The organism is Streptomyces sp. NRRL WC-3618 (assembly GCF_001280005.1).
Taxonomy (GTDB): Bacteria; Actinomycetota; Actinomycetes; order Streptomycetales; family Streptomycetaceae; genus Streptomyces.
Genome location: NZ_LGDW01000281.1, coordinates 43,614 through 69,106, shown reverse-complemented (window position 1 = coordinate 69,106; position 25,493 = coordinate 43,614). Strand labels below are relative to the sequence as shown.

At 71.7% G+C, this 25,493-nt stretch carries 24 protein-coding genes, 1 pseudogene and 1 riboswitch; of the genes and pseudogenes, 13 read left to right on the top strand and 12 right to left on the bottom strand.

The window, feature by feature from the left end; genetic code table 11:
- The coding region (locus ADL01_RS23015; protein WP_053743918.1) for a hypothetical protein at positions 1 to 448 on the bottom strand (448 nt) is incomplete at its 3' end.
- 31 nt (positions 449 to 479) lie between these two features.
- On the bottom strand, positions 480 to 1,436 hold the full coding sequence (rsmH, locus tag ADL01_RS23010) for a 16S rRNA (cytosine(1402)-N(4))-methyltransferase RsmH (RefSeq protein WP_078960695.1): 957 nt from the start codon (positions 1,434 to 1,436) through the stop codon (positions 480 to 482).
- Between the two features lie 389 nt (positions 1,437 to 1,825).
- Between rsmH and ADL01_RS23005 the strand changes: the two genes are divergently transcribed.
- The 4 genes from ADL01_RS23005 to ADL01_RS22990 all read left to right on the top strand — a co-directional run bounded on the left by ADL01_RS23005 (position 1,826) and on the right by ADL01_RS22990 (position 7,424).
- On the top strand, positions 1,826 to 2,386 hold the full coding sequence (locus ADL01_RS23005) for a beta-class carbonic anhydrase (protein ID WP_053743916.1): 561 nt from the start codon (positions 1,826 to 1,828) through the stop codon (positions 2,384 to 2,386).
- 249 nt (positions 2,387 to 2,635) lie between these two features.
- Positions 2,636 to 3,676, top strand: coding sequence for an AAA family ATPase (locus ADL01_RS23000; RefSeq protein WP_053743927.1), 1,041 nt, complete (start codon positions 2,636 to 2,638; stop codon positions 3,674 to 3,676).
- The gene (locus tag ADL01_RS22995) at positions 3,673 to 5,037 is read left to right on the top strand and encodes a DUF58 domain-containing protein (protein WP_053743915.1); all 1,365 of its coding nucleotides are present in this window, start codon (positions 3,673 to 3,675) and stop codon (positions 5,035 to 5,037) included. Before ADL01_RS23000 ends, ADL01_RS22995 begins: the two co-directional genes overlap by 4 nt.
- The gene (locus ADL01_RS22990; RefSeq protein ID WP_053743914.1) at positions 5,034 to 7,424 is read left to right on the top strand and encodes a transglutaminase TgpA family protein; all 2,391 of its coding nucleotides are present in this window, start codon (positions 5,034 to 5,036) and stop codon (positions 7,422 to 7,424) included. Before ADL01_RS22995 ends, ADL01_RS22990 begins: the two co-directional genes overlap by 4 nt.
- Before the next feature lie 118 nt (positions 7,425 to 7,542).
- Here the strand turns inward: ADL01_RS22990 and ADL01_RS22985 are convergent, their stop codons facing one another.
- The 4 genes and pseudogenes from ADL01_RS22985 to ADL01_RS22970 all read right to left on the bottom strand — a co-directional run.
- Entirely contained in the window at positions 7,543 to 7,953 is a 411-nt protein-coding gene (locus ADL01_RS22985; protein WP_053743926.1) for a DUF3040 domain-containing protein, read from the bottom strand.
- Positions 7,954 to 8,228: 275 nt separating this feature from the next.
- Entirely contained in the window at positions 8,229 to 8,999 is a 771-nt protein-coding gene (locus ADL01_RS22980; protein ID WP_053743913.1) for a methyltransferase, read from the bottom strand.
- 138 nt (positions 9,000 to 9,137) lie between these two features.
- On the bottom strand, positions 9,138 to 9,707 hold the full coding sequence (locus ADL01_RS22975; RefSeq protein ID WP_053743912.1) for an SAV_6107 family HEPN domain-containing protein: 570 nt from the start codon (positions 9,705 to 9,707) through the stop codon (positions 9,138 to 9,140).
- 1,535 nt (positions 9,708 to 11,242) lie between these two features.
- A pseudogene (locus tag ADL01_RS22970) lies at positions 11,243 to 11,614 on the bottom strand (ATP-binding protein); the annotation flags it as partial.
- Between the two features lie 29 nt (positions 11,615 to 11,643).
- Between ADL01_RS22970 and ADL01_RS44830 the strand changes: the two are divergent.
- The 6 genes from ADL01_RS44830 to ADL01_RS22945 all read left to right on the top strand — a co-directional run bounded on the left by ADL01_RS44830 (position 11,644) and on the right by ADL01_RS22945 (position 17,926).
- Complete coding sequence (locus tag ADL01_RS44830; protein WP_159049597.1) at positions 11,644 to 11,784, top strand: hypothetical protein; 141 nt, start codon at positions 11,644 to 11,646, stop codon at positions 11,782 to 11,784.
- Between the two features lie 28 nt (positions 11,785 to 11,812).
- Positions 11,813 to 12,595 (top strand): ATP-binding cassette domain-containing protein, encoded by a 783-nt coding sequence (locus tag ADL01_RS22965; protein ID WP_053743911.1) that lies wholly within the window; start codon positions 11,813 to 11,815, stop codon positions 12,593 to 12,595.
- On the top strand, positions 12,567 to 14,651 hold the full coding sequence (locus ADL01_RS22960) for a YhgE/Pip family protein (RefSeq protein WP_053743910.1): 2,085 nt from the start codon (positions 12,567 to 12,569) through the stop codon (positions 14,649 to 14,651). Before ADL01_RS22965 ends, ADL01_RS22960 begins: the two co-directional genes overlap by 29 nt.
- Before the next feature lie 44 nt (positions 14,652 to 14,695).
- A complete protein-coding gene (locus tag ADL01_RS22955) occupies positions 14,696 to 15,325 on the top strand; it encodes a TetR/AcrR family transcriptional regulator (RefSeq protein WP_053743909.1) in 630 nt (209 codons plus the stop codon).
- Positions 15,326 to 15,720: 395 nt separating this feature from the next.
- Complete coding sequence (locus ADL01_RS22950) at positions 15,721 to 16,335, top strand: DUF4126 domain-containing protein (protein WP_053743908.1); 615 nt, start codon at positions 15,721 to 15,723, stop codon at positions 16,333 to 16,335.
- An 82-nt stretch (positions 16,336 to 16,417) separates the two neighbouring features.
- On the top strand, positions 16,418 to 17,926 hold the full coding sequence (locus tag ADL01_RS22945; protein ID WP_078960694.1) for a phytoene desaturase family protein: 1,509 nt from the start codon (positions 16,418 to 16,420) through the stop codon (positions 17,924 to 17,926).
- A 31-nt stretch (positions 17,927 to 17,957) separates the two neighbouring features.
- On the opposite strand, the gene ADL01_RS22940 is transcribed toward ADL01_RS22945, so the two are convergent.
- The 6 genes from ADL01_RS22940 to ADL01_RS22915 all read right to left on the bottom strand — a co-directional run bounded on the left by ADL01_RS22940 (position 17,958) and on the right by ADL01_RS22915 (position 23,008).
- Positions 17,958 to 19,037, bottom strand: a complete 1,080-nt coding sequence (locus ADL01_RS22940) for a hypothetical protein (protein ID WP_053743906.1) — start codon at positions 19,035 to 19,037, stop codon at positions 17,958 to 17,960.
- A gap of 56 nt (positions 19,038 to 19,093) precedes the next feature.
- Positions 19,094 to 20,017 (bottom strand): methylenetetrahydrofolate reductase [NAD(P)H], encoded by a 924-nt coding sequence (gene metF, locus ADL01_RS22935; RefSeq protein WP_053743905.1) that lies wholly within the window; start codon positions 20,015 to 20,017, stop codon positions 19,094 to 19,096.
- Positions 20,018 to 20,113: 96 nt separating this feature from the next.
- Entirely contained in the window at positions 20,114 to 20,794 is a 681-nt protein-coding gene (thiE, locus tag ADL01_RS22930; RefSeq protein WP_199834905.1) for a thiamine phosphate synthase, read from the bottom strand.
- A 100-nt stretch (positions 20,795 to 20,894) separates the two neighbouring features.
- Positions 20,895 to 21,266: an Rv2175c family DNA-binding protein gene (locus tag ADL01_RS22925; protein ID WP_053743904.1), complete on the bottom strand. Its 372-nt coding sequence runs from the start codon at positions 21,264 to 21,266 to the stop codon at positions 20,895 to 20,897.
- A 96-nt stretch (positions 21,267 to 21,362) separates the two neighbouring features.
- Positions 21,363 to 22,547, bottom strand: coding sequence for an NAD(P)/FAD-dependent oxidoreductase (locus tag ADL01_RS22920; protein ID WP_053743924.1), 1,185 nt, complete (start codon positions 22,545 to 22,547; stop codon positions 21,363 to 21,365).
- An 86-nt stretch (positions 22,548 to 22,633) separates the two neighbouring features.
- Entirely contained in the window at positions 22,634 to 23,008 is a 375-nt protein-coding gene (locus ADL01_RS22915) for a hypothetical protein (protein ID WP_053743903.1), read from the bottom strand.
- A 51-nt stretch (positions 23,009 to 23,059) separates the two neighbouring features.
- A riboswitch (TPP riboswitch) is annotated at positions 23,060 to 23,172 on the top strand.
- On the opposite strand from ADL01_RS22915, the gene thiO reads away from it, so the two are divergent.
- From thiO to ADL01_RS22900, 3 genes are all read left to right on the top strand, one after another.
- A complete protein-coding gene (gene thiO / locus ADL01_RS22910; protein WP_053743902.1) occupies positions 23,170 to 24,333 on the top strand; it encodes a glycine oxidase ThiO in 1,164 nt (387 codons plus the stop codon). (Overlaps the previous riboswitch by 3 nt.)
- Complete coding sequence (thiS, locus tag ADL01_RS22905) at positions 24,330 to 24,530, top strand: sulfur carrier protein ThiS (protein WP_053743901.1); 201 nt, start codon at positions 24,330 to 24,332, stop codon at positions 24,528 to 24,530. Before thiO ends, thiS begins: the two co-directional genes overlap by 4 nt.
- Before the next feature lie 3 nt (positions 24,531 to 24,533).
- A complete protein-coding gene (locus tag ADL01_RS22900) occupies positions 24,534 to 25,328 on the top strand; it encodes a thiazole synthase (protein ID WP_053743900.1) in 795 nt (264 codons plus the stop codon).
- The last annotated feature ends 165 nt before the right edge of the window (positions 25,329 to 25,493 follow it).

The window sequence follows — 25,493 nt, the reverse complement described above, 5'->3', positions numbered from 1 at the left end:
GGTCAGGGGGCGGCGTCGGGCTGGGGGCCGGCGCGGGGGCGTTCACCACGGGCGGGATCAGCGCCGGGATCCTGAGCGCCGCCTGCTGCGCCGCCTCCGGGACACCTCGGACGGTGCCGTCGGGGTTGAGGAAGGCCGGGTCGCCGCCGGGCACCATGCCGAGTTGTTTGGCCCGGCGCTGCAGGGCGTCGGGCGCGGCGTAGGCGTCCACGTCCCGCTGGAGCGCCTGTTCCTCGTCGGTGAGGCTCTTGGTGTCCTTCTGGAGGTCGTCGAGGCGGAAGCCGCCTTCGCTGAGCGCGGAGTTCAGCACGAGGAGTCCGATGAGTCCGCCGCCCAGCAGGAAGACGACGAGCAGGACGAAGGGGGTGCGGGGGGCCTGCCCCGGCCCCGCGGGGAAGAGCCCGGCGAGCCGGGCGGCACGGCCCTTCGGTTCGGGGTTCCTGCTCACTCCCCCTCCCCGCGCGTCGGCTCCGTACGTCTCACTCGGCGTCCTCCCTGATGCGCTGGGCCCCGCGCAGTCGCGCCGGGGCGGCTCGCCGGTTCTCGGCGACCTCTTCCTCGGTGGGAAGTTCGGCACCACGGGTGAGCAGCTTGAGCCGGGGCTGGTAGCGCTCGGGCACGACCGGCAGCCCGGGGGGCGCCGTGTTGGCGGCGCCCGCCGCGAACACCTGCTTGACCAGGCGGTCTTCGAGTGAGTGGTACGACAGGACGGCGATCCGGCCGCCGACGGCGAGCGCCTTGACCGCGGCCGGGATGGCCCGTTCCAGGACGGTCAGTTCACCGTTGACCTCGATGCGCAGCGCCTGGAAGGTGCGCTTGGCGGGGTTGCCGCCGGTGCGCTTGGCGGCCTGCGGCAGGGAGTCGCGGATCAGTTCGACAAGTCGGGCGCTGTTGCTGAAGGGCTCCTTGTCGCGCTCGCGCACGACCGCGGAGACGATCCGCTTGGCCTGCTTCTCCTCGCCGTACGCCCGCAGGATCCGGACGAGTTCACCGGCCGGGTAGGTGTTGAGGACCTCGGCGGCGCTGATGCCGGTCGTCTGGTCCATGCGCATGTCGAGGGGTGCATCCTGGGCGTAGGCGAACCCCCGGTCGGCCTCGTCGAGTTGCATGGAGGAGACGCCGAGGTCGAACAGGACGCCGTCGACCTTCGGCAGGCCCAGCCGGTCGAGTACGTCGGGCAGTTCGTCGTACACCGCGTGCACCAGCTCGGCCCGCTCGCCGTAAGGGGCGAGCCGCTCCCCGGAGAGACGCAGTGCCTCCTTGTCGCGGTCGAGCGCGACCAGCCGGACCTCGGGGAAACGGGCGAGCAGTGCCTCGCTGTGGCCGCCCAGGCCGAGGGTGCAGTCGACGACGACCGCTCCGGGCCGCTCCAGGGCGGGGGCCAACAGGTCCAGGCACCGCTGGAGCATCACCGGGACATGTCGACTCTGGCTCAAGGGGCTCTCTCAGGTCGGGCCCGGCCGTGACGCACCACTGGATCCCCGGCCGCTCGGAGAAGGGGGGTCCGCCGGCGCCAAAAGCGTCAGCCGACCGGGAGCGGGAGGAGGCCGAGCCGTACGTACGCGCCGCGCACGCGGGGGATCATTTCAATCCAGCAGGGAGTCTCGGCTCCCGCTTCGCGTCACTTTAGTCCACGGTGTCGCGCGGTCAATCAACCGGCCTGCGCGTCGTGGAACCCTGCCCGGCAAGCCGCAATTCCGCCTCAATCACCCGTACGGGCATACTCCCACCACCCGTGTGGGTTACCTCACAACAACGCTCATTGATGTTCTTTGTCCCCTCTCACAAGGGGCCCGGAAGGGGCGTGACCAGTACCGTCATGCTTATGACGACTTCCGCATCAGTTCCCACCGGACCCGAAGGCGCCATAGCCACCAAGAACGCCACCGAGAACACCGTCATCGACCGTCTCGTCGAGGCGAACGAGCAGTACGCGGCCGCTTTCACCGACCCGGGGATGGACGCCCGCCCGGTACTCCAGGTGGCGGTCGTGGCCTGCATGGACGCCCGTCTCGACCTGCACGCCGCGCTCGGCCTGGAGCTCGGCGACTGCCACACCATCCGCAACGCGGGCGGCGCCGTCACCGACGACGTGATCCGGTCCCTGACCATCAGCCAGCGGGCGCTCGGAACCCGCAGCGTCATCCTCATCCACCACACGGGCTGCGGCCTGGAGTCGCTCACAGAGGACTTCCGGCAGGAGCTGGAGGCCGAGGTCGGACAGCGCCCGGCCTGGTCGGTGGAGGCCTTCCGGGACGTCGACCAGGACGTACGCCAGTCGATGCAGCGCGTACGCACCAACCCGTTCCTGCTGCACACGAACGACGTCCGCGGCTTCGTCTTCGACGTGAAGTCGGGCCTCCTTCGCGAGATCGATCCCGCATAACCGAACCGGATCGCGCATCCGTACGTATGTCTCTACGAAATTTACCCTTCACTTCAGGGCTGAAAAGCCCTGAAAATCAGACATACCCCTGCCAGTTATCCACAGGCGAGTGACACGAACCGGTAACGGCAACAAGAATGCGGGTGTGATGTCACGCGGAACTCTTCCCGCGTGGTGTCCGTGTTTCGGGGTGGGCCGGTCCGCATCGCAGCCGTCGGCCCGGAGAAAGAACGGGCCGAGGAGGGCCGTGTGACGACCTATGACGATCGAGCGAGCCTCACTGATCTGACTGCCACTGTGGAGCGAGTCCGCAGTTCGGTGGAGGGAGTGATCGAGGGCAAGCCTGAGGTCGTACGGCTTTCGCTGACCGTGCTGCTCGCCGAGGGACATCTTCTGATCGAGGATGTCCCCGGCGTCGGCAAGACCATGCTGGCGAAGACGCTGGCCAAGTCCATCGACTGTTCCGTGCGGCGCATTCAGTTCACGCCGGACCTGCTGCCCTCGGACATCACCGGGGTGTCCATCTGGGACCAGCAGCGCCGCGACTTCGAGTTCAAACCCGGGGCGATCTTCGCTCAGATCGTGATCGGCGACGAGATCAACCGTGCCTCGCCGAAGACCCAGTCCGCGCTTCTGGAATCCATGGAGGAACGCCAGGTCACCATCGACGGGCAGACCTACGAGCTGCCCAGCCCGTTCATGGTGGTGGCCACCCAGAACCCGGTCGAGATGGAGGGCACCTACCCGCTCCCGGAGGCCCAGCGCGACCGCTTCATGGCCCGCGTGTCCATCGGCTACCCGAGCGCGGAGGCCGAGCTCCAGATGCTGGACGTGCACGGCGGCGTCTCACCGCTGGACGACCTCCAGCCGGTGGCCCACGCACACGACATCGTGAAGCTCGTCGAGGCCGTCCGCAACGTGCACGTGGCGCAGTCGGTCCGGCGGTACGCGGTGGACCTGGTCGCCGCCACGCGCACGCACCCCGATCTCAGACTCGGCGCCTCGCCGCGCGCCACGCTGCATCTGCTGCGCGCCGCGAAGGCCTCCGCCGCCCTGAGCGGCCGGGACTACGCGCTGCCGGACGACGTCCAGGCCCTCGCCGTGGCCGTCCTGTCCCACCGGCTGCTGCCCACCGCCCAGGCCCAGCTCAACCGCCGCACCTCCGAGCAGGTCGTCCAGGAGATCCTGCAGCGCACCGCGGTGCCGGCGGCGCCCCAGCAGCAGAGCGGCTTCGGCATGGGCCGCTCCGCGCCCGACTTCGGCCAGCAGCCGCCGCGGAGGCTTGGATGAGCGCAGAGGCGCCGGGGCACCCGGAGGACGACCAGGGCGACAAGGGCGGGGTGCGTACGGCGCTGGCCGGCCTCACCACCCGAGGACGCTCCTTCCTGGCCGCCGGGGTCGCCGCCGCCATCTGCGCGTACGTCCTGGGGCAGAGCGATCTGCTCCGGGTGGGCGTACTGCTCGCCGTGCTCCCGCTGGTCTGCGCGACCGTGCTGTACCGCACGCGCTACCGAGTGGCCGGCAGCCGCCGGCTCTCCCCCGCGCGCGTGCCCGCCGCCGCCGAGGCCCGCGTCCATCTCCGGATGGACAACGTCTCGCGGCTGCCCACGGGCCTGCTGATGCTCCAGGACCGGGTGCCGTACGTACTCGGTCCGCGCCCGCGTTTCGTCCTGGACCGGGTGGAGGCGGGCGGGCGCCGCGAGGTGTCCTACCGTGTCCGGTCCGACCTGCGGGGCCGCTATCCGCTGGGCCCGCTCCAGCTGCGGCTGACCGACCCGTTCGGCATGTGCGAACTGACCCGCTCCTTCTCCACGTACGACACCCTGACGGTGATCCCGCGCGTGGAGACCCTGCCGCCGGCCCGGCTGACCGGCGAGGCCAAGGGATACGGCGAGGGACGGCACCGCTCACTGGCGCTGGCCGGCGAGGACGACGTGATCCCGCGCGGGTACCGCTACGGCGACGACCTGCGCCGCGTGCACTGGCGCTCCACCGCCCGCTACGGCGAGCTGATGGTGCGCCGCGAAGAGCAGCCGCAGCGCGCCCGCTGCACGGTGCTCCTCGACACCCGGGGCATCGCCTATCTGGGCGCGGGCCCGGACTCGGCCTTCGAGTGGGCGGTGTCCGGCGCCGCGTCCGTCCTGGTCCACATGCTCGAACGGGGCTTTTCCGTACGACTGCTGACCGATACGGGCAACTCCGTGCCCGGCGAGGGCGGCGAGGGTTTCGCGGGCGCCAGCCAGGAGTCGGCGGACGCGGCCGGACTGATGATGGACACGCTCGCGGTGATCGACCACTCGGAAGGCACGGACATCTCCCGCGCGTACGACGTGCTGCGCGCCGGCGGTGAGGGGCTGCTGATGGCGTTCTTCGGCGACCTCGACGAGCAGCAGGCCGCCGTGGCCGCCAAGATGCGGCAGCGCAGCGGCGGGGCGGTCGCCTTCGTGCTGGACAGTGAGACCTGGGTGCGCGAACCCAACGATGTGCCGGGTCCCGAGGACCCGGGCGAGGAGTCGCTGCGCATGCTGCGCGAGGCGGGCTGGACGGCGGTGCGGGTACCGCGCGGGGCCCCGATGAGTGACCTGTGGCGTCAGGCCGACCGGGAGCGTTCCGGTCTCGGTGCCCTCAGTGGCGGGGAGGGACGGTCATGAGCGGGCGCGCACGACTGGCGCTGTGCGCCTGGGTGGCCACCATGCTGGCGGCGTGTGCCCTGCTGCCGCTGGTCGGGGACGTGAGCTGGCTGCTCCAGGTGGCCTTCCTGCTGGGCGTGCAGACGATCGTCGGCGCGGGGGCCAGGCGGGTGCCGCTGGCCTGGCCGCTGACGGTGGCGGCGCAGATCCTCGTCTCCCTCGCCCTGCTGACCCTGCTCTTCGTCCGGGAAAAGGCGTTCTTCGGTCTGATCCCGGGCCCGGACGCCTTCCAGCATTTCGGCGCGCTGCTGCAGAGCGGCGCGGACGACGTGGGGCGGTACGCGATCCCGGCACCGCTGTCCGACGGTATACGGCTGATGCTGGTCGGCGGTGCGCTGCTGATCGGGCTCATGGTGGACACCCTCGCGGTGACGTTCCGCGCCGCGGCTCCGGCCGGGCTGCCGCTCCTCGCGCTGTACTCGGTCGCCGCCGGGCTGGCCGACGGCGGGGGCGGCTGGGTGTGGTTCCTGCTGGCCGCCGCCGGCTATCTGATGCTGCTCCTGGCCGAGGGCCGGGACCGGCTCTCCCAGTGGGGGCGGGTCTTCGGCGGCGCGCCGCGCGCCCTGGGCGAACAGTCGACCGGCGGCGCGATCGCGCCCGTACGCACGGGACGGCGGATCGGCGCGGTCGCGCTGGGTGTCTCCCTGGTGGTGCCGCTGGTGCTGCCGTCGCTCGACGGCGGGCTGCTGGGCGCCGCCGGGGGCGGTGTGGGTTCGGGCAGCGGGGGCGGCGGCACGATCTCCGCCGTGAACCCGCTGGTGTCGCTGCGCGACAGTCTGAACGTGAACGAGGACCGCCAGGTCATGTCCGTGCGCAGCAGCGGCGAGGACACCCAGGACCTGTATCTGCGGATCGTCTCGCTGGACTCCTTCGACGGCACCGCGTGGAAGCCGTCCCAGCGGCACATCCAGGACGTGCCCAAAAAGTTCCCGACGCCGATCGGCCTGCGGGCGGACGTACGGCGCACCGAGATCACGACCTCCATCGCGGCGGCCGACTGGTACGCCCAGGACTGGCTCCCGATGCCGTATCCCGCGACCGGGGTGGACATCGGCGGCAGTTGGCGCTTCGAGCCGGTGGGCCGCACGCTTGTGGGTGACCACGGCCAGAACACGCGCGGCGCGCGGTACACGGTCACGAGCCTGGACGTGCAGCCGACCGCGCAGCAGCTCGCCGAGGCGGCGAAGCCGGACCCGGCGCTGGTGCGCGAGTTCACCCAGGTCCCCGAGTCGCTGCCGACGATCGTGGCGCGTACCGCGCGCGAGGTCACGGCCGGTTCGGTCAACGCCTACGAGCAGGCGGTCAAGCTCCAGGACTACTTCGCGGTGAGCGGCGGCTTCCGGTACGACACCCAGGTTCAGGTCGGCAGCGGCTCCAACGCGATCGCGCGGTTCCTGAGGGACAAGCAGGGCTTCTGCGTCCACTTCTCCTTCGCGATGGCCTCGATGGCCCGCACGCTGGGCATTCCGGCCCGGGTCGCGGTGGGCTTCGCGCCGGGCGCCCCGCAGCCGGACGGCACCGTCTCGGTGGGGCTGCGTGACGCGCACGCCTGGCCGGAGCTGTACTTCGAGGGCGTCGGCTGGACCCGTTTCGAGCCGACCCCGACCCGTGGTTCGGTGCCCGAGTACACGCAGTCCCAGGCACCCGGCAGCACCGTCCCCGCTCCGGACCTGCCGTCCCAGCGGGCATCCGCCGCGCCGTCCGGCTCGGCTGCGGCCGGCGAGACCTGCACTGCGGTGCAGCGGCGCATGGACGGTGGATGCGCGAGCGAGTCCGCGCAGGCCACGCTGGGCCAGGACGACGACAGCGGCTGGTGGTCCGAAGCGCTGGGGTGGACGCTCGGTGCGCTCGCCGCGCTGGCACTTCTGCTGCTGCCGATGCTGTGGCGGCTGCGGATGCGGGCCGTGCGGCTCGGGGCACACGGCCGCGCCGACGCCGACGTGGCGGTCCACACGCTGTCGGCCTGGCAGGAACTGACCGACACCGCCTGGGACTTCGGCATCAGCCCGGAGGAGTCCCAGACGCCCCGCAAGGCAGCCGCCCGGATCGTGCGCCTCGGTGCTCTCGATCCACCGGCGGCGGACGCCGTGCACCGGGTGGCGGACGCCGTGGAGCAGGTCCTGTACGCGCCGAGTCCCCGCCCGACGGCTGGGCTCGCCGAGGACGTGCGGCTGGCGTCCGACGCCCTGCGCGCCACGGCGGGCCGGGGCACGCGGCTGCGCGCGACACTCGTCCCGCGTTCGGCCGTACGGGTGATCTGGGCGCTGTCGGCGCGCTGGTCCGCGCTCGGCGAGCGGGCGTTGGCGGCCAGGCCGGCCCTGCGCAAGCCGTGGGGCCAGCAGAGCTGACGGCACGGCGGCCTAATCCGGACACGGCGGTGGCCCGGAACCTCTGAGGGTTCCGGGCCACCGCCGTCTCACATCCTGCGTTCACCACTCGGGCAACTGCGGCCCGAAGGGCTGAGGGCTACTGACCACCCTGCTGCTCATCGCGGCGGCGCTGCCAGCGCTCCTCGATGCGGTGCATCATCGAGCGCCGCTGCCGGCCCTGACGGCGTGCGTGCGGAGCTCCGGGCGTGGCACCCGCGGCGGGCTGTTCACCCGGCTTGGGGGCCTTGCGCCAGCCTGTCACGGCCAATACCGCACAGCCCAGCATGACGAGGAACCCCACCACGCTGACCCAGATCTGCTGTGCGGCCACGCCGGTCATGAGGAGCGCGATACCTACGAGGAAGCCCGCGACCGCCTGGTAGACCCGTCGCCGGGTGTACGTGCGCAGCCCGCTTCCCTCAAGCGCTGTCGCGAACTTGGGATCTTCGGCGTACAGCGCTCGCTCCATCTGCTCGAGCATTCGCTGCTCGTGCTCCGAGAGCGGCACGGAGTCCTCCTCATCGTGCAGTCGCCGGGGGCGACCGGGGGTCACCTTCAGGATAGGCAGGGAATCGCCCCCGTGAAACCCGCCCCTCTGCGCCAATCGGCAACCGGAATCCGCCATGGCCGTCCGGTTCACTGAGGCGTTCATTCCCCAGCCACCGGGCCGCCATGCCGAGCGGTCTCCCTCGATCATACGGCTCCGGGCGGCCGATCGGGTGGCCTGTGGCGTACTCCATCTGCGGCCGAGCGCCTGATCAGCGCTCCGCCGCCGGAGGTGACTCAGGCCTCGGCGGCCACCGGCGTCTCGCCGAGCACATGAAGTTGGGTGGCCACGGAGTGGAACGCGGCCTGCTCGGCGGCCGCGGCCTCCAGCTTCAGCAGCGCGTCCAGGGCGCCGGGTTCGGTGTCCACGAGGACGCCGGGCACCAGGTCGGCGAAGATCCGTACGCCGTGCACGGCGCCCACGCGCAGGCCGGCGGCCTCGACCAGCGCGGTGAGCTGGTCGGCGGTGAAACGGTGGGGCACGGGGTCGCTCTCGCCCCAGCGGCCGTTCGGGTCGTCGAGCGCCCGCCTGGCCTCCTTGAAGTGCCCGGCGAGGGCCCGCGCGAGCACGGCACCGCCGAGTCCGGCGGCGAGCAGGCTGAGGACGCCCTCGGCGCGCAGGGCGGCCACCGCGTTGCGGACGCCCTCGGCGGGGTCGTCCACGTACTCGAGGACGCCGTGGCAGAGCACCGCGTCGTACGCGCCGCGCTCGACCACGTCGAAGAGGCCGTGCGCATCCCCCTGGACGCCCCGGACGCGGTCGGCGACGTCGGCCTCGGCGGCCCGACGCTCCAGCGCGAACAGCGCGTTGGGGCTCGGGTCGACCACGGTGACGCGGTGGCCGAGGCGGGCGACGGGCACCGCGAAGTTGCCGCTGCCGCCGCCGGTGTCGAGGACGTCCAGCGACTCGCGCCCCGTGGCTTTCACGCGGCGTTCCAGGGCGTCCTGGAGGACCTCCCAGACCACTGCGGTACGGAGAGAAGCGCGGGGGCGAGTCGGGTTCGACACGGCAGGTGACTCCTCGGCGCGGCGCCGCCACTTGTACGGCGGAGCGAACGGGGTGCCCTCCCGGCCCCGGTGGGCTGCGGAAAGGCTGCGACTTCGCCACCACCCTATTGCCTCCGGTGACAGACCCGGACATCCGTCTCAGCCCGCGTCAGGGACCTCCCGGACCCTCTCCCGGACCGTCTCCGAAGGCGTGTCCGGGTCGGGGCGTGGCTGGGGCAGCACCGGCTGGAGGACCAGCATCCGCTCGACGAGGCGCAGGAACATCGCCACGTCGCGGATCAGGTCGTCGGCGTCGCGGCTGCCCGCCGCCCCCTGGATGCCGGCCTCGGCGCGGGCGCGGCGGGGGGCACCGGCGGCGAACAGCGCGCTCCACTCGGTGAGTTCGGGCGCTATCTCGGGGAGCACCTCCCAGGCGCTGCGGATGCGCGCCCGGCGCCTGGGGGTGGTTTCGGGGCGGCCCCGGGCGGCGAGCACCGCGGCGGCGGTGCGCAGGGCGGCGAGGTGGGCGGTGGCATAGCGCTCGTTCGCGGTTTCCAGGGCGGCCGCCTCGTCGAGTCCGGCACGGGCCTGGGCGAGCAGGTCGAGGGCGGCGGGCGGGGCCGTGGCCCGGCGGAGCACGGGGTGCACGTCGCCCGCCGGCCCGGTCGGTGAGGGGGCAGGGCCGGGGGCGCGGCGCCGTGGGGCGGCGGCTGCGTTCGAGCTGGCCATGACGAACCTCCTGTCGTCGTGTGACGGCACGCCCCGACGGGAGGTGCCGTATGGGCCCATCGTGCGGTATGCCACTGACAATCCGTTCTGACCTGGTGTTCTTCCTCAGCAAGGGCGGCGAGAGGGGTGTCTTCTGAGCTGGGGGTCGCCGTGATCACTGAGCGGTTCGCGGTGTCGCCGTCTCAGTGATCACGGCGATTTTGGGGTTCCGCCAGCGGGCCCGGTCCATCTGGATTCCTGCGGCGGTGTTTCCAGAGATCTTCGAATTTCGGTTCCCGGCTTGGGATGTGAACCCAGCCGCCGATGATCCAGCGGGCGTCTCGGATGCAGCAGGCCATGATGTGGCTGCCGCGGGTCTTTCGGAGCTTGCGGAGGTTCCGTTGTGCTCGTTCGATCTCGGGGACGGCTGAGACGTCCCAGGGCTCGGGTGTCTGCCAGACGTGGTGGTGGTGACAGACGATGTCGGGCAGGGCCAGGTGCGCTCGGACCTCGGTTGTGATGCCGCGACGGAGGGTGCACTGGCGGCAGATGACCGCGTTGGGCGAGTGAGCTTGGCGCATCCAGACGGTGGGGACTTCTGTGGGCAGCGTCGACGCCTCGGGGGTCACCCAGGAGAGTGCGGGCAGCGCCTTCCTGAGCCGTTCAGCGGGCATCCGGACATGACGGCGAGCCGCGCGGCGGCGGGCTGGTTGAGGGTGGCTTCCCAGGGCAGCGTGGTGCTGCTCGCTCCGGCCACCGTGTCGTTGAGTGCCGGAACTGGGCGTGCCGGTCCGGGTGGTGGCTGCCGGCCAGCACCCGCGCGTTGCCGCGCAGCCTGAAGCCGGCCGTCTTCAACAGATGGGCATCTTCGCGCTCCTCTTCGGACGACTGCGGGCAGGCAAGCAGTGTCATTCGCGGGCGGGTCGCCGGGTAAGGCCGCTCGCGCCGCGCGAGGGAACGCGCGGGGTGCCTGATCGGGCACCCCGCGCGGACACGCCGGTCCTGTCGCGTCCCGCTTGCGCGCGGGCCTAACCGTGGCCGGTATCGCTGGGGTGAACGCTGTAGTGCTGGCCCTCCAGATCGATGTGGACCTCCCTGTGGGAGCCGCCGACGAGAGGCGTCAGCTCTGTGATCACGCTGCCCTGGTGGATCACCAGGGTGGTCCCGAGGGTCGCGGCGATCATGCATGGCACCAGGTCTCCTGCCCGGCCGGTCCAGTTGCCGTTCTGGGCAACCGTGGCGATCAGATCGTCGGCACGGACTCCTCTCTCCGTCGCGTACTGCGTGACCACCGGCAGGTTCGCGGGGGCCAGCGCCCAATTCACCACCCGTTGCCGAAGTGCGTCGGCCGAGGCCAGGTTCGCGGTGCCGCCTGTGCCTGGTGCACGGCGTGGTACAGGCAGTTCCCGTCCATGGGTGTGCCCCGCTCCAACTGGGCCGCCAGGAACGCCAGGAGGCGGCCGAGCTGCAGCTGCGGGGTGCTGAGCGCCATCTCCCGTGCGGCGGGGAGCCGGTGGTCGGGATGGATCCCGGCTCGGAGCTGGTGGAACGGCCCGGAGAGCGCGGCGGAGTGAGGGCGCGGGCACCGGGAAGTCGACGATGACGTCGAGTCGGCGGATGAGCGCCTCGTCGAGGTTGGAGCGGAGGTTGGTCGTCAGGACGGCGATGCCGTCGAAGGACTCCATGCGCTGGAGCAGATAGGCGCTCTCCATGTTCGCGTTGCGGTCATGGGAGGCCTTGGCCTCGGAGCGCTTGCCGAAGATCGCGTCGGCCTCGTCGAAGAGCAGGATGCCGTTGACCCCTGCCGCCTCGGTGAAGATCCGTTCCAGGTTCTTCTCCGTCTCCCCGATGTACTTGTCGACGACCGAGGAGAGGTCGACGACGCAGAGGTCCAGGCCGAGGTCTCCGGCGATCACCTCGGCCGACATTGGAAAGTGGCGGTGCGCAACCGGTGCGCATGACGTTCGCCACCTTCGCCAACCTCACCGAGACGACCGACGTACAGCTCGCCAACTACAGCGGACATTCGCCAGGTCAACAGAGGCCGGACACCTGGTCTTTTGCCTCGATCGAAGGTTCGGGCTATCTTTTGCACTGACCAGTCAGTTCAAAAGAGGTGGGGAACCGTGGACGGTCCGCACGAGCTCGGGGTGACCGCCCGGGGCTTCGGGCTCAAGGGGCCTCGCGGCTGGGCATTCCGCGAGGTGTCCTTCGAGGCGGAGCCCGGCTCGCTGATCGCGGTGGAGGGGCCGTCCGGATCCGGACGCACCTGCCTGCTGCTCGCGCTCACGGGCCGGATGAGGGCCACCGAGGGCTCGGCCGAGGTCGGCGAGTGGAGCCTGCCCAAGCAGTTGTCGGCGGTACGCCGAGCGAGCGCGCTCGCTCACGTCCCCGGGGTCGCCGACCTCGACCCCGCCCTCACCGTCGGGGAACACCTGCGCGAACGGGCGCTGCTCCAGCGCCGGTTCGGCGATTCCCTGCGCGGGCTGCTGCGGCCACGGGCGGAGCGGAAGGCCGGGACCAAGCTCCAGGTCGACACCGCGCTCACCGCTGCCGGTCTCGACCTGGAGGCACTGCCCAAGGGCTCCCGGACGGCCGTACGCGATCTGGAACGGCTGGAGGCGCTGCGGCTGTCCGTGGCGCTGGCGCTGGTCGGACGCCCCGGGCTGCTGGGTGTGGACGACACCGACCTCAAGCTGTCGGACGCCGAACGGGCCGAGATGTGGACCCTGTTGAGGTCGCTCGCCGAGGCCGGGACGACTGTCGTCGCGGTGTGCAGCGAGGCGCCCGAAGGCGCCGTCACCGTGTCGACCGCCCTCTCGGCGCCGCCGCGCGAGCGGGAACCGCAGGAGAACGAGACTCACGAGAAGGAGACGGTGGATGCGCTCCCCGAGACTGGCCGCGCTTGAGCTCAGGCGCTTCGGCCGGGGCAGGCTCCCGCGGGCCGCCCTGGCCTCGCTCCTTCTGCTGCCGCTGCTGTACGGCGCCCTGTACCTGTGGTCCTTCTGGGACCCGTACGGCAGGCTCGACCGCCTTCCCGTGGCGCTCGTGAACGACGACCACGGGGCGAGCGTCTCCGGGAAGAAGCTCACCGCCGGTGCCGACATCGTCAAGGGGCTGCGGGACAGCGACACCTTCGAGTGGCACGAGGTGAGCGCGGCCGAGGCGCGGGAAGGCGTCGAGGACGGCACCTACTACCTGTCGCTGACCATGCCGGCCGACTTCAGTGAGCGGATCGCGTCCAGTTCGGGCGACTCTCCGGAGACGGGCGCGCTGCAGGTGCGGACGAACGACGCCAACAACTACATCGTCGGGCAGATCTCCCGGACGGTGTTCGGCGAGGTGCGTACGGCGGCCTCCACCAAGGCGTCACGGTCGTTCCTGGACCGGATCTTCGTCTCGTTCTCCGACATCCACGGGCAGACCGTGAAGGCCGCCAAGGGCGCCGACACGCTCACGGGCGGCATCGGCAAGGCCGAGCGAGGGTCCAAGGCCCTCGCCGACGGGCTGAAGGACGCCGAGGGGGGCAGCGGCAAGCTGGTCCGGGGGCTGCGGAAACTCGACACGGGTGCGGGCGATCTGGCCGACGGTTCGCGGCAGGTCGCGGCGGGCACCCAGAAGCTCGCCGACAAGGTCGACGGCGTATCGGACAGGTTGAGGCCCTTCCTCAAGGACAACGAGAAGACGATCGGGGACGCCGCCCGGCTCGTCGCAGACTCGGCCGGTACGGTCCGCCACAACCTCGGCACCCTGGCGAAGGCCGCCCCGGCCGCCGCCAAGGGCGCCCACACGGCCTCCGCCACCCTGAACGGCGTCTACCGGGCACGCTGCGAGACCGCGGTACTGCCCGACGCCGCGTGCGCCGATCTGAAGAAGGCCAGGAACGCGGCGGCGGACGTGTCGACGGTCGCCGACGACGTCAGCACCCTGGTCGCCGACCAGAACGGCGACCTGGAGCGGCTCGACCAGCACCTCGCCACGCTCCAGAAGCAGGCCCAGGCGCTCGCCGACCGCGCACCGCGCCTGACCGAGGACCTCGACGACGCCGTCCGGAAGGTCGACAGGCTCAACGCGGGGGCGGCCCAGGTCGCCGCGGGGGCGCGGAAACTGCACAGCGGGCTCTCCACCGCCAAGACCGGCGCGACCGCCCTGCACACGGGCGTCCAGGACCTCAGGACGGGCGCCGACGACCTCTCCGGAGGCATGTTCAAGCTCGCCGACGGTTCCGGGAAACTCGCCGGCGGACTGCACGACGGCGCCGGCCAGATCCCCGACTACGACCGGCAGGACCGGGACGCGCGCACCCAGGTGATGTCCGACCCGGTCCAACTCGCCTCCAGGGACCTGCACAAGGCCGCCAACTACGGCACCGGATTCGCCCCGTACTTCATCCCGCTGTCCCTGTGGGTGGGCTCGATGGTCGCCTACATGCTGATCCCGCCGCTCAACCGGCGTGCGCTCGCCGCGGGTTCCTCCGCGTGGCGCATCACCCTGGCGGGCTGGCTCCCCGTGGCCGTACTGGGCGTGCTCCAGACCGTGGCCCTGATGTCCGTACTGCACTGGGCGATCGGCCTGCAGATGGTGCGGGCGGCGGGGACGGTGGGCTTCCTGTTCCTGGTCACGGCGTGCTTCGCGGCGATCGTCCAGTGGCTGAACGCACGCTTCGGAGCGGCGGGCCGGATCCTCGTACTCGCCTTCCTGATGCTCCAGTTGACGTCCGCGGGCGGCACCTATCCCGTGCAGACCAGCCCCGGCTTCTTCAACGCGATCCACCCCTTCATGCCGATGAGCTACGTCGTCGAGGCCCTGCGCAGGCTCATCACGGGCGGTGGGCTCGGCCCGGTGTGGCAGGCGTGTGCCGTGCTGGCCGCGTTCATGGCCGGCGCCCTGGCGCTGACCGCCGTGTCGGCCCGCCGCAAGCAGGTGTGGACCCTGGACCGGCTGCACCCGGAGCTGAGCCTGTGACGTCTCGTCAGCGGGTACCCGGTGTTCCTGTGAGAATCGGGGCCATGGAACACAGCAGGACCACGTCGGGCGGCGGTACGCGGCGCGAGGCCACCCGGCAGAAGCTCTACGAGGCGGCAGTCACGCTCATCGCCGAACAGGGGTTCTCCGCCACCACGGTGGACGAGATCGCCGAGCGGGCCGGCGTCGCCAAGGGCACGGTCTACTACAACTTCGCGAGCAAGTCCGTCCTCTTCGAGGAGTTGCTGCGGCACGGCGTGGAACTCCTCACCGCCTCCCTTCGGGAGGCGGCCGAGAAGACCGCCCGGGACGGCGGCAGCAGGATCGACGCCCTGGACGCGATGGTCCGGGCCGGGCTCGTCTTCATCAGCCGCTACCCGGCCTTCACCCAGCTGTACGTGGCCGAACTGTGGCGCACCAACCGGGCTTGGCAGTCCACCCTGATGGTGGTCAGGCAGCAGGCGGTGGCGGTCATCGAGGACGTCCTGCGCGAGGCCGTGGCGGGCGGCGAGCTCAGCGACGAGATCGACATCCCGCTGACCGCGGCGGCCCTGGTCGGCATGGTTCTGGTCGCCGCCCTGGACTGGCAGTCGTTCCAGCCGGAACGCTCCCTGGACGACGTCCACTCGGCGCTGTCCCGGCTGCTCCAGGGGCGGGTGGGCGGCAACCGCTGAGCGAGCGGGGTCCGGGCGCACGGGAAAGCGCCGGTCCGAAGGTGGCCGCGTCCCCCGCGGGCCATCTCGAACCGGCGCTTCCTTCCTGCTCCCCCGTTTCCCCCGTTCCCCCTCCTTTGTTTCCCCCGTACCCCCGTGCGGTCGTTCCCCGGGTCCCCCCGGTGTCTCGCTCCCGCCGACGGATCGGCGGAAGGAGCGGTCCAGGGCGTCGGCACCGTTCCGCCGCCCCGTGTCGGCGGTACCGGAGCCGTGCCCTTTTCCGTGTCACCACTCTCTCGTTCGCGCAGGTCGCAGCCCATCCGTGCGCCTACTCATCTCTCCCCCTAGGTACGCGTACTCAGCCCTGCGCGCTCACCCCCACGACACGCCGTTGCCGACTGGTTACCATCGCGGGCGTGTCAGTACTCCCTTTGGTCTTCACCAGCGGCTGGGCCAGCGGCATCAACGCCTACGCGGTGGTGCTCCTCCTCGGCATATTCGGCGCGACCGGGCTGAGCGACGACGTCCCCGAGTCGCTGCAGCGCCCGGAGGTGCTCATCGCGGCGGGCGCGCTGTTCCTGTGCGAGGCGGTCGCCGACAAGATCCCGTACGTGGACTCGGTGTGGGACGCGGTGCACACGGTGATCCGGCCCGTCTCCGGGGCCGTCGTCGGGGCGCTGCTCGCCGGGCAGAGCGGTTCGCTGTCCGATCTGGCGGCCGGCGCGATCGGCGGTTCGACGGCGCTGGCCAGCCACGCGGTCAAGGCCGGGACGCGGATGGCGGTCAACACGTCGCCGGAGCCGTTCAGCAACGTCGCCGTGAGCCTCGCCGAGGATCTCGGGGTCGCCGGCATCGTGACGTTCGCGATGTTCCACCCGCAGGCGGCGGCGATCGTCGCGGGCGCGCTGCTGCTCACCGGCCTGGTCGTGCTGTACTTCCTCGTCTCCCGGATCAGACGGTTCCTGCGCCGCCGGGCCGACCGGCGCGAGGAGAAACGGCTCGTGGCCCGCACCGGCTGGGCACCGGACTGAGCCAGGCCGCCCACGTTCCCGCGAACTCCGTGGTCACAGGCCCGTAGCGGGATTGTCAGTGGGGGCCGATAAAGTCCCTGGCATGGCACGGATTGCGGTGATCGGCGCCGGCATGGGCGCGATGGGGGCCGCTGCCCGGCTGGCCGTCGCGGGCCACCGGGTGGCGGTGTACGAGCGTGGGGAGACCTACGGCGGAGCGGTGCGCCGCTTCGAGCGCGACGGCTTCTCCTTCGACACCGGACCCGGGCTGCTCACCCTGCCCGCGGTCTACCGCGATCTGTTCGTCAAGACCGGCAAGCAGCCCCTGGAGGAGTGCGTCGAGCTGGTCCAGGTCGACCCCTCCTCACGGCACGTCTTCGCGGACGGCACGGAGGTCGCCCTGCCGAACGCGTCCCGCGCGGGCGTCGTCCAGGCTCTGGAGGCGGCTCTCGGGGCCGGGGCCGGTGACCGCTGGGGCGACTTCCTGGTCAGGGCGCGCGAGGCCTGGGACCGCACCCGCAGACCGCTCCTGGAGGAGCCGCTGTGGACCGACTGGCAGGTGCTGGCCGAGCGGGAGCCCTATCCGGCGGTCCCCCACAAGCGGCTGCTGCGCACCCGCCGCGCCGGCACCCTCGCCGAGGTCGCCGCCTGGGAGCTGCGCGACCCACGCCTGACCGCCCTCCTGGACGCTCACGCCCTGGCCTACGGCCTCGATCCCCGGGACGTTCCCGCGAGCGCGGCCGTGCTGCCGTACATGGAGCACGCCTTCGGCACCTGGTATGTCCGGGGCGGCATCCGGGAGTTGGCGCGAGCGGTGTACGAGCGGTGCGTGGCCCGGCGGGTCGAGTTCGTCTTCGGCGCCGAGGTCACGGGGATCGTCGAGAAGGACGGCCGGGCGGCAGGGCTCCAGCTGAGCGACGGGACGGTCGCGGAGGCCGACCATGTCGTGGCGGGCGTGGATCCGGTGCGGCTGAAGGAGCTGACGGAGCATCCGCTCGACGGGGACGGTGACGTTGTTCCCGATGCGTTTACGCCGTCGCCGGGCCGGTTCACCGTGCTGCTGGCCCTGCGCGGGGCCCGTGCCGAGGGTGCCGCGCATCGCACGGTCGTGCACGCGCCGGACCGCGAGGCCGAGTTGAACTGGGTGAGCGGGCAGGGAGACGGCCCGGCACGGCCCACGGTGACCGTGCTGCGGCCGGACGATCCCGCGCTGCGGCCCGACGAGGAGCACGAGTCCGTGGTCCTCGGCGCGTCGGCACCGGCCCTGGGCGACTGGGCGGCGGACGGCCCGGTGGAACGGTTCGCGGAACTGATGGTCGGCGCGGCCGAGGCCGCGGTTCCGGGGCTGCGCGAGCGGGTCCTGTGGCGGGAGATACGGACGCCCGGACACTCCGGTCACGAGACGGGCGCGTTCCTCGGGGGCGTGTCGGCGCCTTCCCTCGCGGGCGGGAACGGGGACTTCCTGCGTCCCGCCAACAGCACCCGACTGCCGGGGCTGTATCGGGTGGGCGGCTGGTCGCATCCCGGGGGCGGGCTCGCGCACGCGGGCATGTCGGGTGCGTTGGTCGCCGGGCTGATCGTGGAGGGGCCGGGCTTCCGGGGCTCGCAGTGAGTCCCGGGGTGCCCGGTCGGGGCAGCGGACCTCAGAAGCGGTACTGCTCGTCGAAGCCGTTCCCCTGCGTCTGCCCGTTGCCGCTCTGGCCGTTGCCATTGCCGTTGCTGTTGTCGTAGGGGTACTGCTGCTCCGGCGGGAGTTCACCGCCGAAGAACGGGTCGTCGGTGTTGCGCTGCTGCGGGACCCAGACACCGCTCGCCGGGGTCTCGCCGTAGCCGCCTGCGCCGTACTGGTCCTGGCCGTAGCCCTGCGAGCCGTACTGCTGCTGGTCGTAACCGGAGTCGTACGAGGTGCCGCCGTAGCCCTGGCCGATGTACGGGTCGGAGTAGGCGGCGTACTGCTGCTGGCCCGAGGCGTCGTAGCCGTACTGCTGCTGGTCGTAACCGGTGTAGCCGTCGTACCCGTAGGTCTGGTCGCCGTTCTGGGCCGCCGCCGCGTACGACTGGTCCTGGCCCGCGCCCGCGTAGGACTGGTCCTGGCCGGCCGCCGCCGCGTACGCGGCATCGCTGTATATGCCGTACGTGCCGGTGTCGTCGGGGATGGGCTGCGGTTCGTAGACACCCGCGCTCCCGCCCTCCGTGGACCGGACGGGGCGCGCCGGCGTGAAGACGTCGTCCCGGTCGAAGTCGTTGTCGAAGTCCTCGCCCTGCCGGTACGTTCCGGCACCGGTGCCGGAAGCGGCGTCACCGACGTCGCCCGCAGGGCTGTGACCGAAGTCACCAAAGTCCGGGTCCGCGCTCTTGCCCTGCTCGTAGGCGTTGTCGGCGGCCTCCAGGTCGGAGACCTCCAACGTCGGTTCCTGGTGCTCCCCTTCGCCGCGCCGGCCCTTCTTGCTGAACCGCGCGAGGAGGCCCGAGCCCGCGACGGCCCAGCCGGCCGAGAAGCCGCTGCGGAACGACAGCGTCACGTAGGTCTGCCCGACGGCGAAGGCCGCGGCGCCCAGGCCGATGACGACGACCTGCGCGATGAGCACACCGAGGACCACACCGAGGAAGCCGACGAAAGCCAGCAGGCGCCAGCGCAGCCGCGCCTTGTACTGCAGCAGAACCTCGCCGAGTAGCCACAGCGCGACGACGCCAAACGCGATGTAGAGGACCGTCCAGCCCATGTACGCCCCTCTCCCAGTGGCCGCTACGCAGTGTGTCGTACGCCCGCGCGGCCGGTCTAGGCCCGCTGTGGGTGGTGCAGACCCAGGTTCTCGTAGATTTCCAGCGATGCCGTGGAGTTGTTCAGCGTGATGAAGTGCAGTCCGGGGATTCCCTCGGCCAGCAGCCGCGCGCAGAACTCCGTGGCGAACTCGATGCCAATGGAGCGTACAGCCGCCGCGTCGTCTTTGGCTGTGAGGATCCGCTCTTTCAGGGTTGCGGGGATGGCCGCGTTACTGAGCTGCGGCAGGCGCTCCAGCATCCGCACGCTGGTCACGGGCATGACCTCGGGGATGACCGGGGTCGGGCAGCCCGCCGCCGCGACCGCGTCCCGCATCCTCAGATACGACTCCGGGTGGAAGAACATCTGGGTGATCGCGTAGTCCGCGCCGGCCCGGCACTTGTCGACGAAGTGCGTGACGTCCGTCTCCGCGTCGGCCGAGCGCGGGTGGGTCTCGGGGAAGGCGGCGACGCCCACACAGAAGTCGCCCGACTCCTTGATGAGGCGGACGAGTTCGGCGGCGTACGTCAGACCGCTCGGGTGCGGTACCCAGTCGGCCATCGGATCGCCGGGCGGGTCGCCGCGCACGGCAAGGATGTTGCGGATGCCCGCGTCGGCGTACTGGCCGATGATGTTGCGCAGTTCTGCGACGGAGTGGTTGACCGCGGTGAGGTGGGCGACCGGGGTGAGTGTGGTGTCGGAGACGATCTGCTGGGTCTCCTTGACCGTGCCCGCGCGCGTCGACCCGCCGGCGCCGTACGTCACGGACACGAAGTCCGGCGCGACCGCCTCGATCCTCCGGAGCGCGTTCCACAGGTTCCGCTCGCCCTTGGGAGTCTTGGGCGCCGAGAACTCGAAGGAGTACGTGGTCTTTCCGGACGCGAGCATGTCCCGCACGGTGCGTGCGCGGTCGGTTCTGGTGGACGCGGTTCCGAAGGCCATACCGGCAGGTTAGTCAGGGGGCGGCGGTCTCCCAACCAGATGGCGGAAATTTGCCCGGATTGTCGCCTTGTTGTCCACGCTTCGGACACCTGACGGTTACCGCGAACGCAGCCGCTCGGCGAACTCCCCCGCCGCCGCGCCCGGGTCGTCCGCCTCGGTGATCGCCCGTACGACGACCACCCGGGTGGCGCCCGCGGCCAGCACCTCGTCCAGATTGCCCAGGTCGATGCCGCCGATGGCGAACCAGGGGCGCTCGGCGGCGAGCGCGGCCGTGTACCGGACCAGGTCGAGGCCGGGTGCGTGGCGGCCGGGCTTGGTGGGGGTCGGCCAGCAGGGGCCCGTGCAGAAGTAGTCGACGCCCTCCTGGACGGCGGCTGACGCGGCCTCGGACTCGGCGTGTGTGGAGCGGCCGATGAGGACGTCGGGGCCGAGGATCGCCCGGGCCGCCGGAACAGGAAGGTCGCCCTGGCCCAGATGCAGCACGCCGGCGCCGGCCGCGTGGGCGACATCCGCGCGGTCGTTGACCGCGAGGAGCTTGCCGTGCCGGGCGCAGGCGTCGGCGAAGACCTGGAGGTGGTCCAGTTCCTCGGCCGCCTCCATGCCCTTGTCGCGCAGCTGCACGATGTCGACCCCGCCTGCCAGGACCGTGTCCAGGAACTCGGCGAGGTCGCCCTGCCGTCTGCGGGCGTCCGTGCAGAGGTAGACCCGGGCGTCGGCGAGCCGGGCGCTGCCGGGGTCGGCGGTCGCCATGGGCACGGTGTCGGTCGTCTCGGGCATAGGTGTCCCCCCATGGGCGCGCCCCAGGGAAGTTCTCCCCGGGAGCGCCCCTGTCGTGGCGGTGTGCGGGCCTCGGCCCGCACACCAACGGCTGGTCGGATCAGACGGCGAGCGCCTGGGCCCGGCGCTTCACCTCCGTGCCGCGATTCTCGCTGAGGGCCTGCGCGGGGGTGCCGGGCAGGCTCTCGTCGGGAGTGAAGAGCCACTCCAGCATCTCTTCGTCGGAGAAGCCGTCGTCCCTCAGGAGCGTCAGGGTGCCGGTGAGGCCCTTGACGACTTTCTGCTCGACCCCGTCGATGAATGCGGCGGGGACGTGCAGCGCGCGGTTCTCACCACGGCGTACGGCGATCACTTGGCCCTCCTTGACCAACTGCCGGACGCGTGTCACCTCGATATCGAGGATTTCCGCGATGTCGGGCAGCGTGAGCCAGGCAGGGACGAGAGCATCGATCTTTGCGTCAATCTCGGTCACGGGACAAGCCTGCCATCCCGCACTGACAGTCGGAAGCCGGGCCCCTGTGACCTGCGCCGATGCGGTGGCGTCGGGGCCGCGTGGAGCCCCTTCGGACTACGCCGCGGCCGCCTTCAGCGGCCGGGAGGGGTCCGTCAGGGCCCCGGCGTCCATCCGGGTGCCCGCCTCGACCAGGCGGCGGCCCTGGGCCAGGTCCCGGGGGCGGCCCACGGCCAGCAGGGCCACCAGCCGGCCCTCCCGCAGCCAGCAGACCGTCCAGGCGGGGCCGGACGGGTCGCCGCGCCACAGGGTGGTGTCGGCCGACTGGTGGTGGCCGACGTACTGGACGAAGCGGCCGAACTGCTCCGACCAGAAGTACGGAACCGGGTCGTAGACCGCCGGGGACTCCCCGATGATGTTCGCGGCGACCGTACGGGGTCCCTGGAGGGCGTTGTCCCAGTGATGGACCAGAAGGCGCCGGCCGTACCTTCCCGAAGGGAAGGAGGCGCAGTCGCCGACCGCGTAGACGTCCGGCGCGGAGGTGCGCAGGTGGTCGTCGGCGACGACCTCCCGGTGGTCGCCCAGGGTGATCCCCGAGCCCGCCAGCCAGGCCGTGGCCGGGCGGGCCCCGATGCCCACGACGACGGCGTCCGCGGGCAGCCGCGAGCCGTCGTCGAGCAGCACCGCGCCGGGCTCGACGCGTGCCACGCGCGCGTGGGTGCGCAGCGAGGCGCCACTGTCCGCGTACCAGGCGGCCATCGGCGCGGCCACCTCGGCGGGCAGGGCCCCCGCGAGCGGCCGGTCGGCGGCCTCGACGACGGTGACGGCGCAGCCGGCCTCGCGGGCGGCGGTGGCGAACTCGGCGCCGATCCAGCCCGCTCCGACGACCACGATGTCGTGCTGGCGTGCGAGGACTGGCCGCAGCCGCTCGGCGTCGTCGAGGGTGCGCAGCAGATGCACCCCGGGTACGCCCTCGGTGCCCGGCAGCCGGATCGGTTCGGCGCCGGTCGCGAGGACCAGGACGTCGTACGGGACGGGCCCGTCGGCGGTGTCCAGCTCGTGTGCGGCGCCCCGGACGCCCAGCACCTCGCGCCCGAGCAGCAGTTCGATGCCGAGGGCCTCGAAGTCGATGTCGAAGGCGGAACCCTCCGCCTTGCCCAGCAGGACGGCCTTGGACAGCGGCGGCCGGTCGTAGGGCTGATGGGGTTCCGCGCCCAGCAGCGTCACCGTGCCCGTGAAACCCTGTTCCCGCAGGGCGACCGCGGTCTGCACCCCGGCCATGCCCGCCCCCACGACGACCACGCGCCGCGGCTGCGATCCGCCCGGTGTGCCCTGTGCCTGCGTCAGCTCACTCACCCGATCACCATAGACAACTGACAAATTGTCAGTCAGTGGGCGCGATCAGTGACCTGCTGCACACCCACGTCTTCGACCTGCTCCACCACGCTCGTCCCACTGCCCGGCTGCGACTCCCATTCCCAGGTCTCCGCCAACCGCAGCCGCCCGTCGGGCAGTTCGGTCACCTCGGACACACAGTGGCCCGAGGACGTCGTCCCGTCGTGCTTGAGCTGCACGTACCGGAAGTCGAGACGGTCACCTTCCCGCGTACCCACGAGACGGCCGCGTACGACATCCCCGCCCCTGTACTCGGCCCAGATCTCGCCGTCCCGCTCGTGGTAGGTGAACCGGGTGCGCGTCCCCACCTGACCTGGGGCCTGATCCTCGACCGGGGCGAGGACGAGGCCGTCGAGTGAGCGGGGCATGGGCGGAGGCTCCCTTACGTGGGCGTCGCGGCGCGGGCTAGGCTGACCAGCGTAAGCACTCGCGGGAGCCCGGACGCACCGGGCTGAGAGGGAGGCTGGGCGGCCTCCGACCGTACGAACCTGATCCGGGTCATGCCGGCGAAGGGAGGGGCTGGACGCCCATGTCGCGTACGCACACTTCGGACGTCGTTGTCGTCGGAGGCGGGATCATCGGGCTGGTGACGGCCTGGCGCGCCGCGCAGCGCGGGCTCGCCACGACGGTCGTGGATCCCGTGCCGGGCGGCGGGGCCGCGCAGGTGGCGGCCGGGATGCTGGCCGCCGTCACCGAACTGCACCACGGTGAGCAGACCCTGCTCGGGCTGAACCTGGAGTCGGCCCGCCGCTATCCGGACTTCGTGGCCGAGCTCACCGAGCTGACCGGCCACGACCTCGGCTACCGCCGCTGCGGCACCCTCGCCGTCGCACTCGACGCCGACGACCGCGCCGAGCTGCGCGAACTGCACGCCCTGCAACAGCGCTCGGGCCTGGAGTCGGAGTGGCTCTCGGGGCGTGAGTGCCGACGCCTGGAGCCGATGCTCGCGCCGGGCGTGCGCGGGGGGTTGCGGGTGGACGGCGACCACCAGATCGATCCGCGGCGGCTGGCCGGGGCGCTGGTGGCCGCGTGCGAGCGGGCCGGGGTGGTGCTGCGCCGGACCTGGGCCGAGCGGCTCGAGGTACGGCGGGAGCGGGCCGTGGCGGTCACGGACTCGGACGGCGACGAGCTGGCCGCCGGGTCGGTCGTGCTGGCCGGGGGCAGCCTCAGCGGGCGGCTCGCGGGGGTCCCCGAGGCCGTGCTGCCGCCCGTACGGCCCGTGAAGGGGCAGGTGGTTCGGGTGAGCGTGCCGCAGCGGTACGCGCCCTTCCTGAGCCGGACCGTGCGGGCCGTGGTGCGCGGCAGCCAGATCTATCTGGTGCCGCGCGAGAACGGTGAGCTGGTCGTCGGGGCGACCAGCGAGGAGCTGGGCTGGGACACGACCGTCACGGCGGGCGGCGTGTACGAGTTGCTGCGCGACGCCCATGAACTCGTCCCCGGGATCACCGAGCTGCCGTTGACGGAGACCCGCGCGGGACTGCGTCCCGGGTCCCCCGACAACGCGCCGCTGCTCGGCCCGACCGCGCTGGAGGGCCTCCTGCTGGCCACGGGCCACTACCGCAACGGGGTGCTGCTGACGCCGGTCACCGGTGACGCGCTGGCGCACACGCTGACCACCGGTGAACTGCCCGACGAGGCCAGGGCGTTCACGCCCCGCCGGTTCGACACCGTACGCATGGAGCAGCTCGTATGAACATCCTGGTGAACGGCTCGCGGCGGGAGATCTCCCCCGGTACCGCGCTCGACGCTCTGGTGAGGACCCTCACCCCGGCGTCCTCCGGTGTGGCCGCCGCGCTCAACGAAACCGTCGTCCCGCGCGCGCGGTGGTCGGCGACCCCCCTCTCCGAGGGCGACCGCGTCGAAGTCCTCACCGCCGTTCAGGGAGGCTGAGCCATGGCCGACGATCCCTTTGTCCTCGGCGGTACGACGTTCACGTCCCGGCTGATCATGGGTACGGGGGGTGCGCCCAGCCTCGACGTGCTGGAGCGGGCGCTGGTGGCCTCCGGCACGGAGCTGACGACGGTCGCGATGCGGCGCGTCGATCCCTCGGTGCACGGGTCGGTGCTCTCGGTGCTGGAACGGCTCGGCATCCAGGTGCTGCCCAACACCGCCGGGTGCTTCACCGCCGGAGAGGCCGTGCTGACGGCCCGGCTGGCCCGGGAGGCGCTCGGTACGGACGTGGTGAAGCTGGAGGTCATCGCCGACGAGCGGACGCTGCTGCCGGATCCGGTCGAACTGCTGGACGCGGCGGAGGTGCTGGTGGAGGACGGGTTCACGGTGTTGCCGTACACGAACGACGATCCCGTGCTGGCGCGCAAGCTGGAGGACGTCGGGTGCGCCGCGATCATGCCGCTCGGGTCGCCGATCGGGTCGGGGCTGGGGATTCGCAACCCGCACAACTTCCAGCTGATCGTGGAGCACGCGCGCGTGCCGGTGATTCTCGACGCGGGCGCGGGGACGGCGTCCGATGTGACCTTGGCGATGGAGTTGGGGTGTGCGGGGGTGATGCTGGCGTCGGCTGTCACCCGGGCCCAGGAGCCCGTGCTGATGGCGGAGGCGATGCGGTACGGGGTTTCGGCGGGGCGGTTGGCCCACCGGGCCGGGCGGATACCCCGGCGTCACTTCGCCACGGCGTCGTCGCCTGTTGCCGGGCTGGCCGCGCTGGATCCTGAGCGGCCTGCTTTCTAGGTGCCCTGCGTTGCCCTGCCCTCGATCTCCCACCCACGCACCGCCTGTGTCCAGCCTTTTTGCAAGTGGGCCTCTCCTGTGGCGCTTACTCGCCATTGGCGGCCGTCCCCCGCGATCTCCGTCACAGGTCGGCTTCAGTCCCGCTGCTTTCCTGTGCTTTCCTGG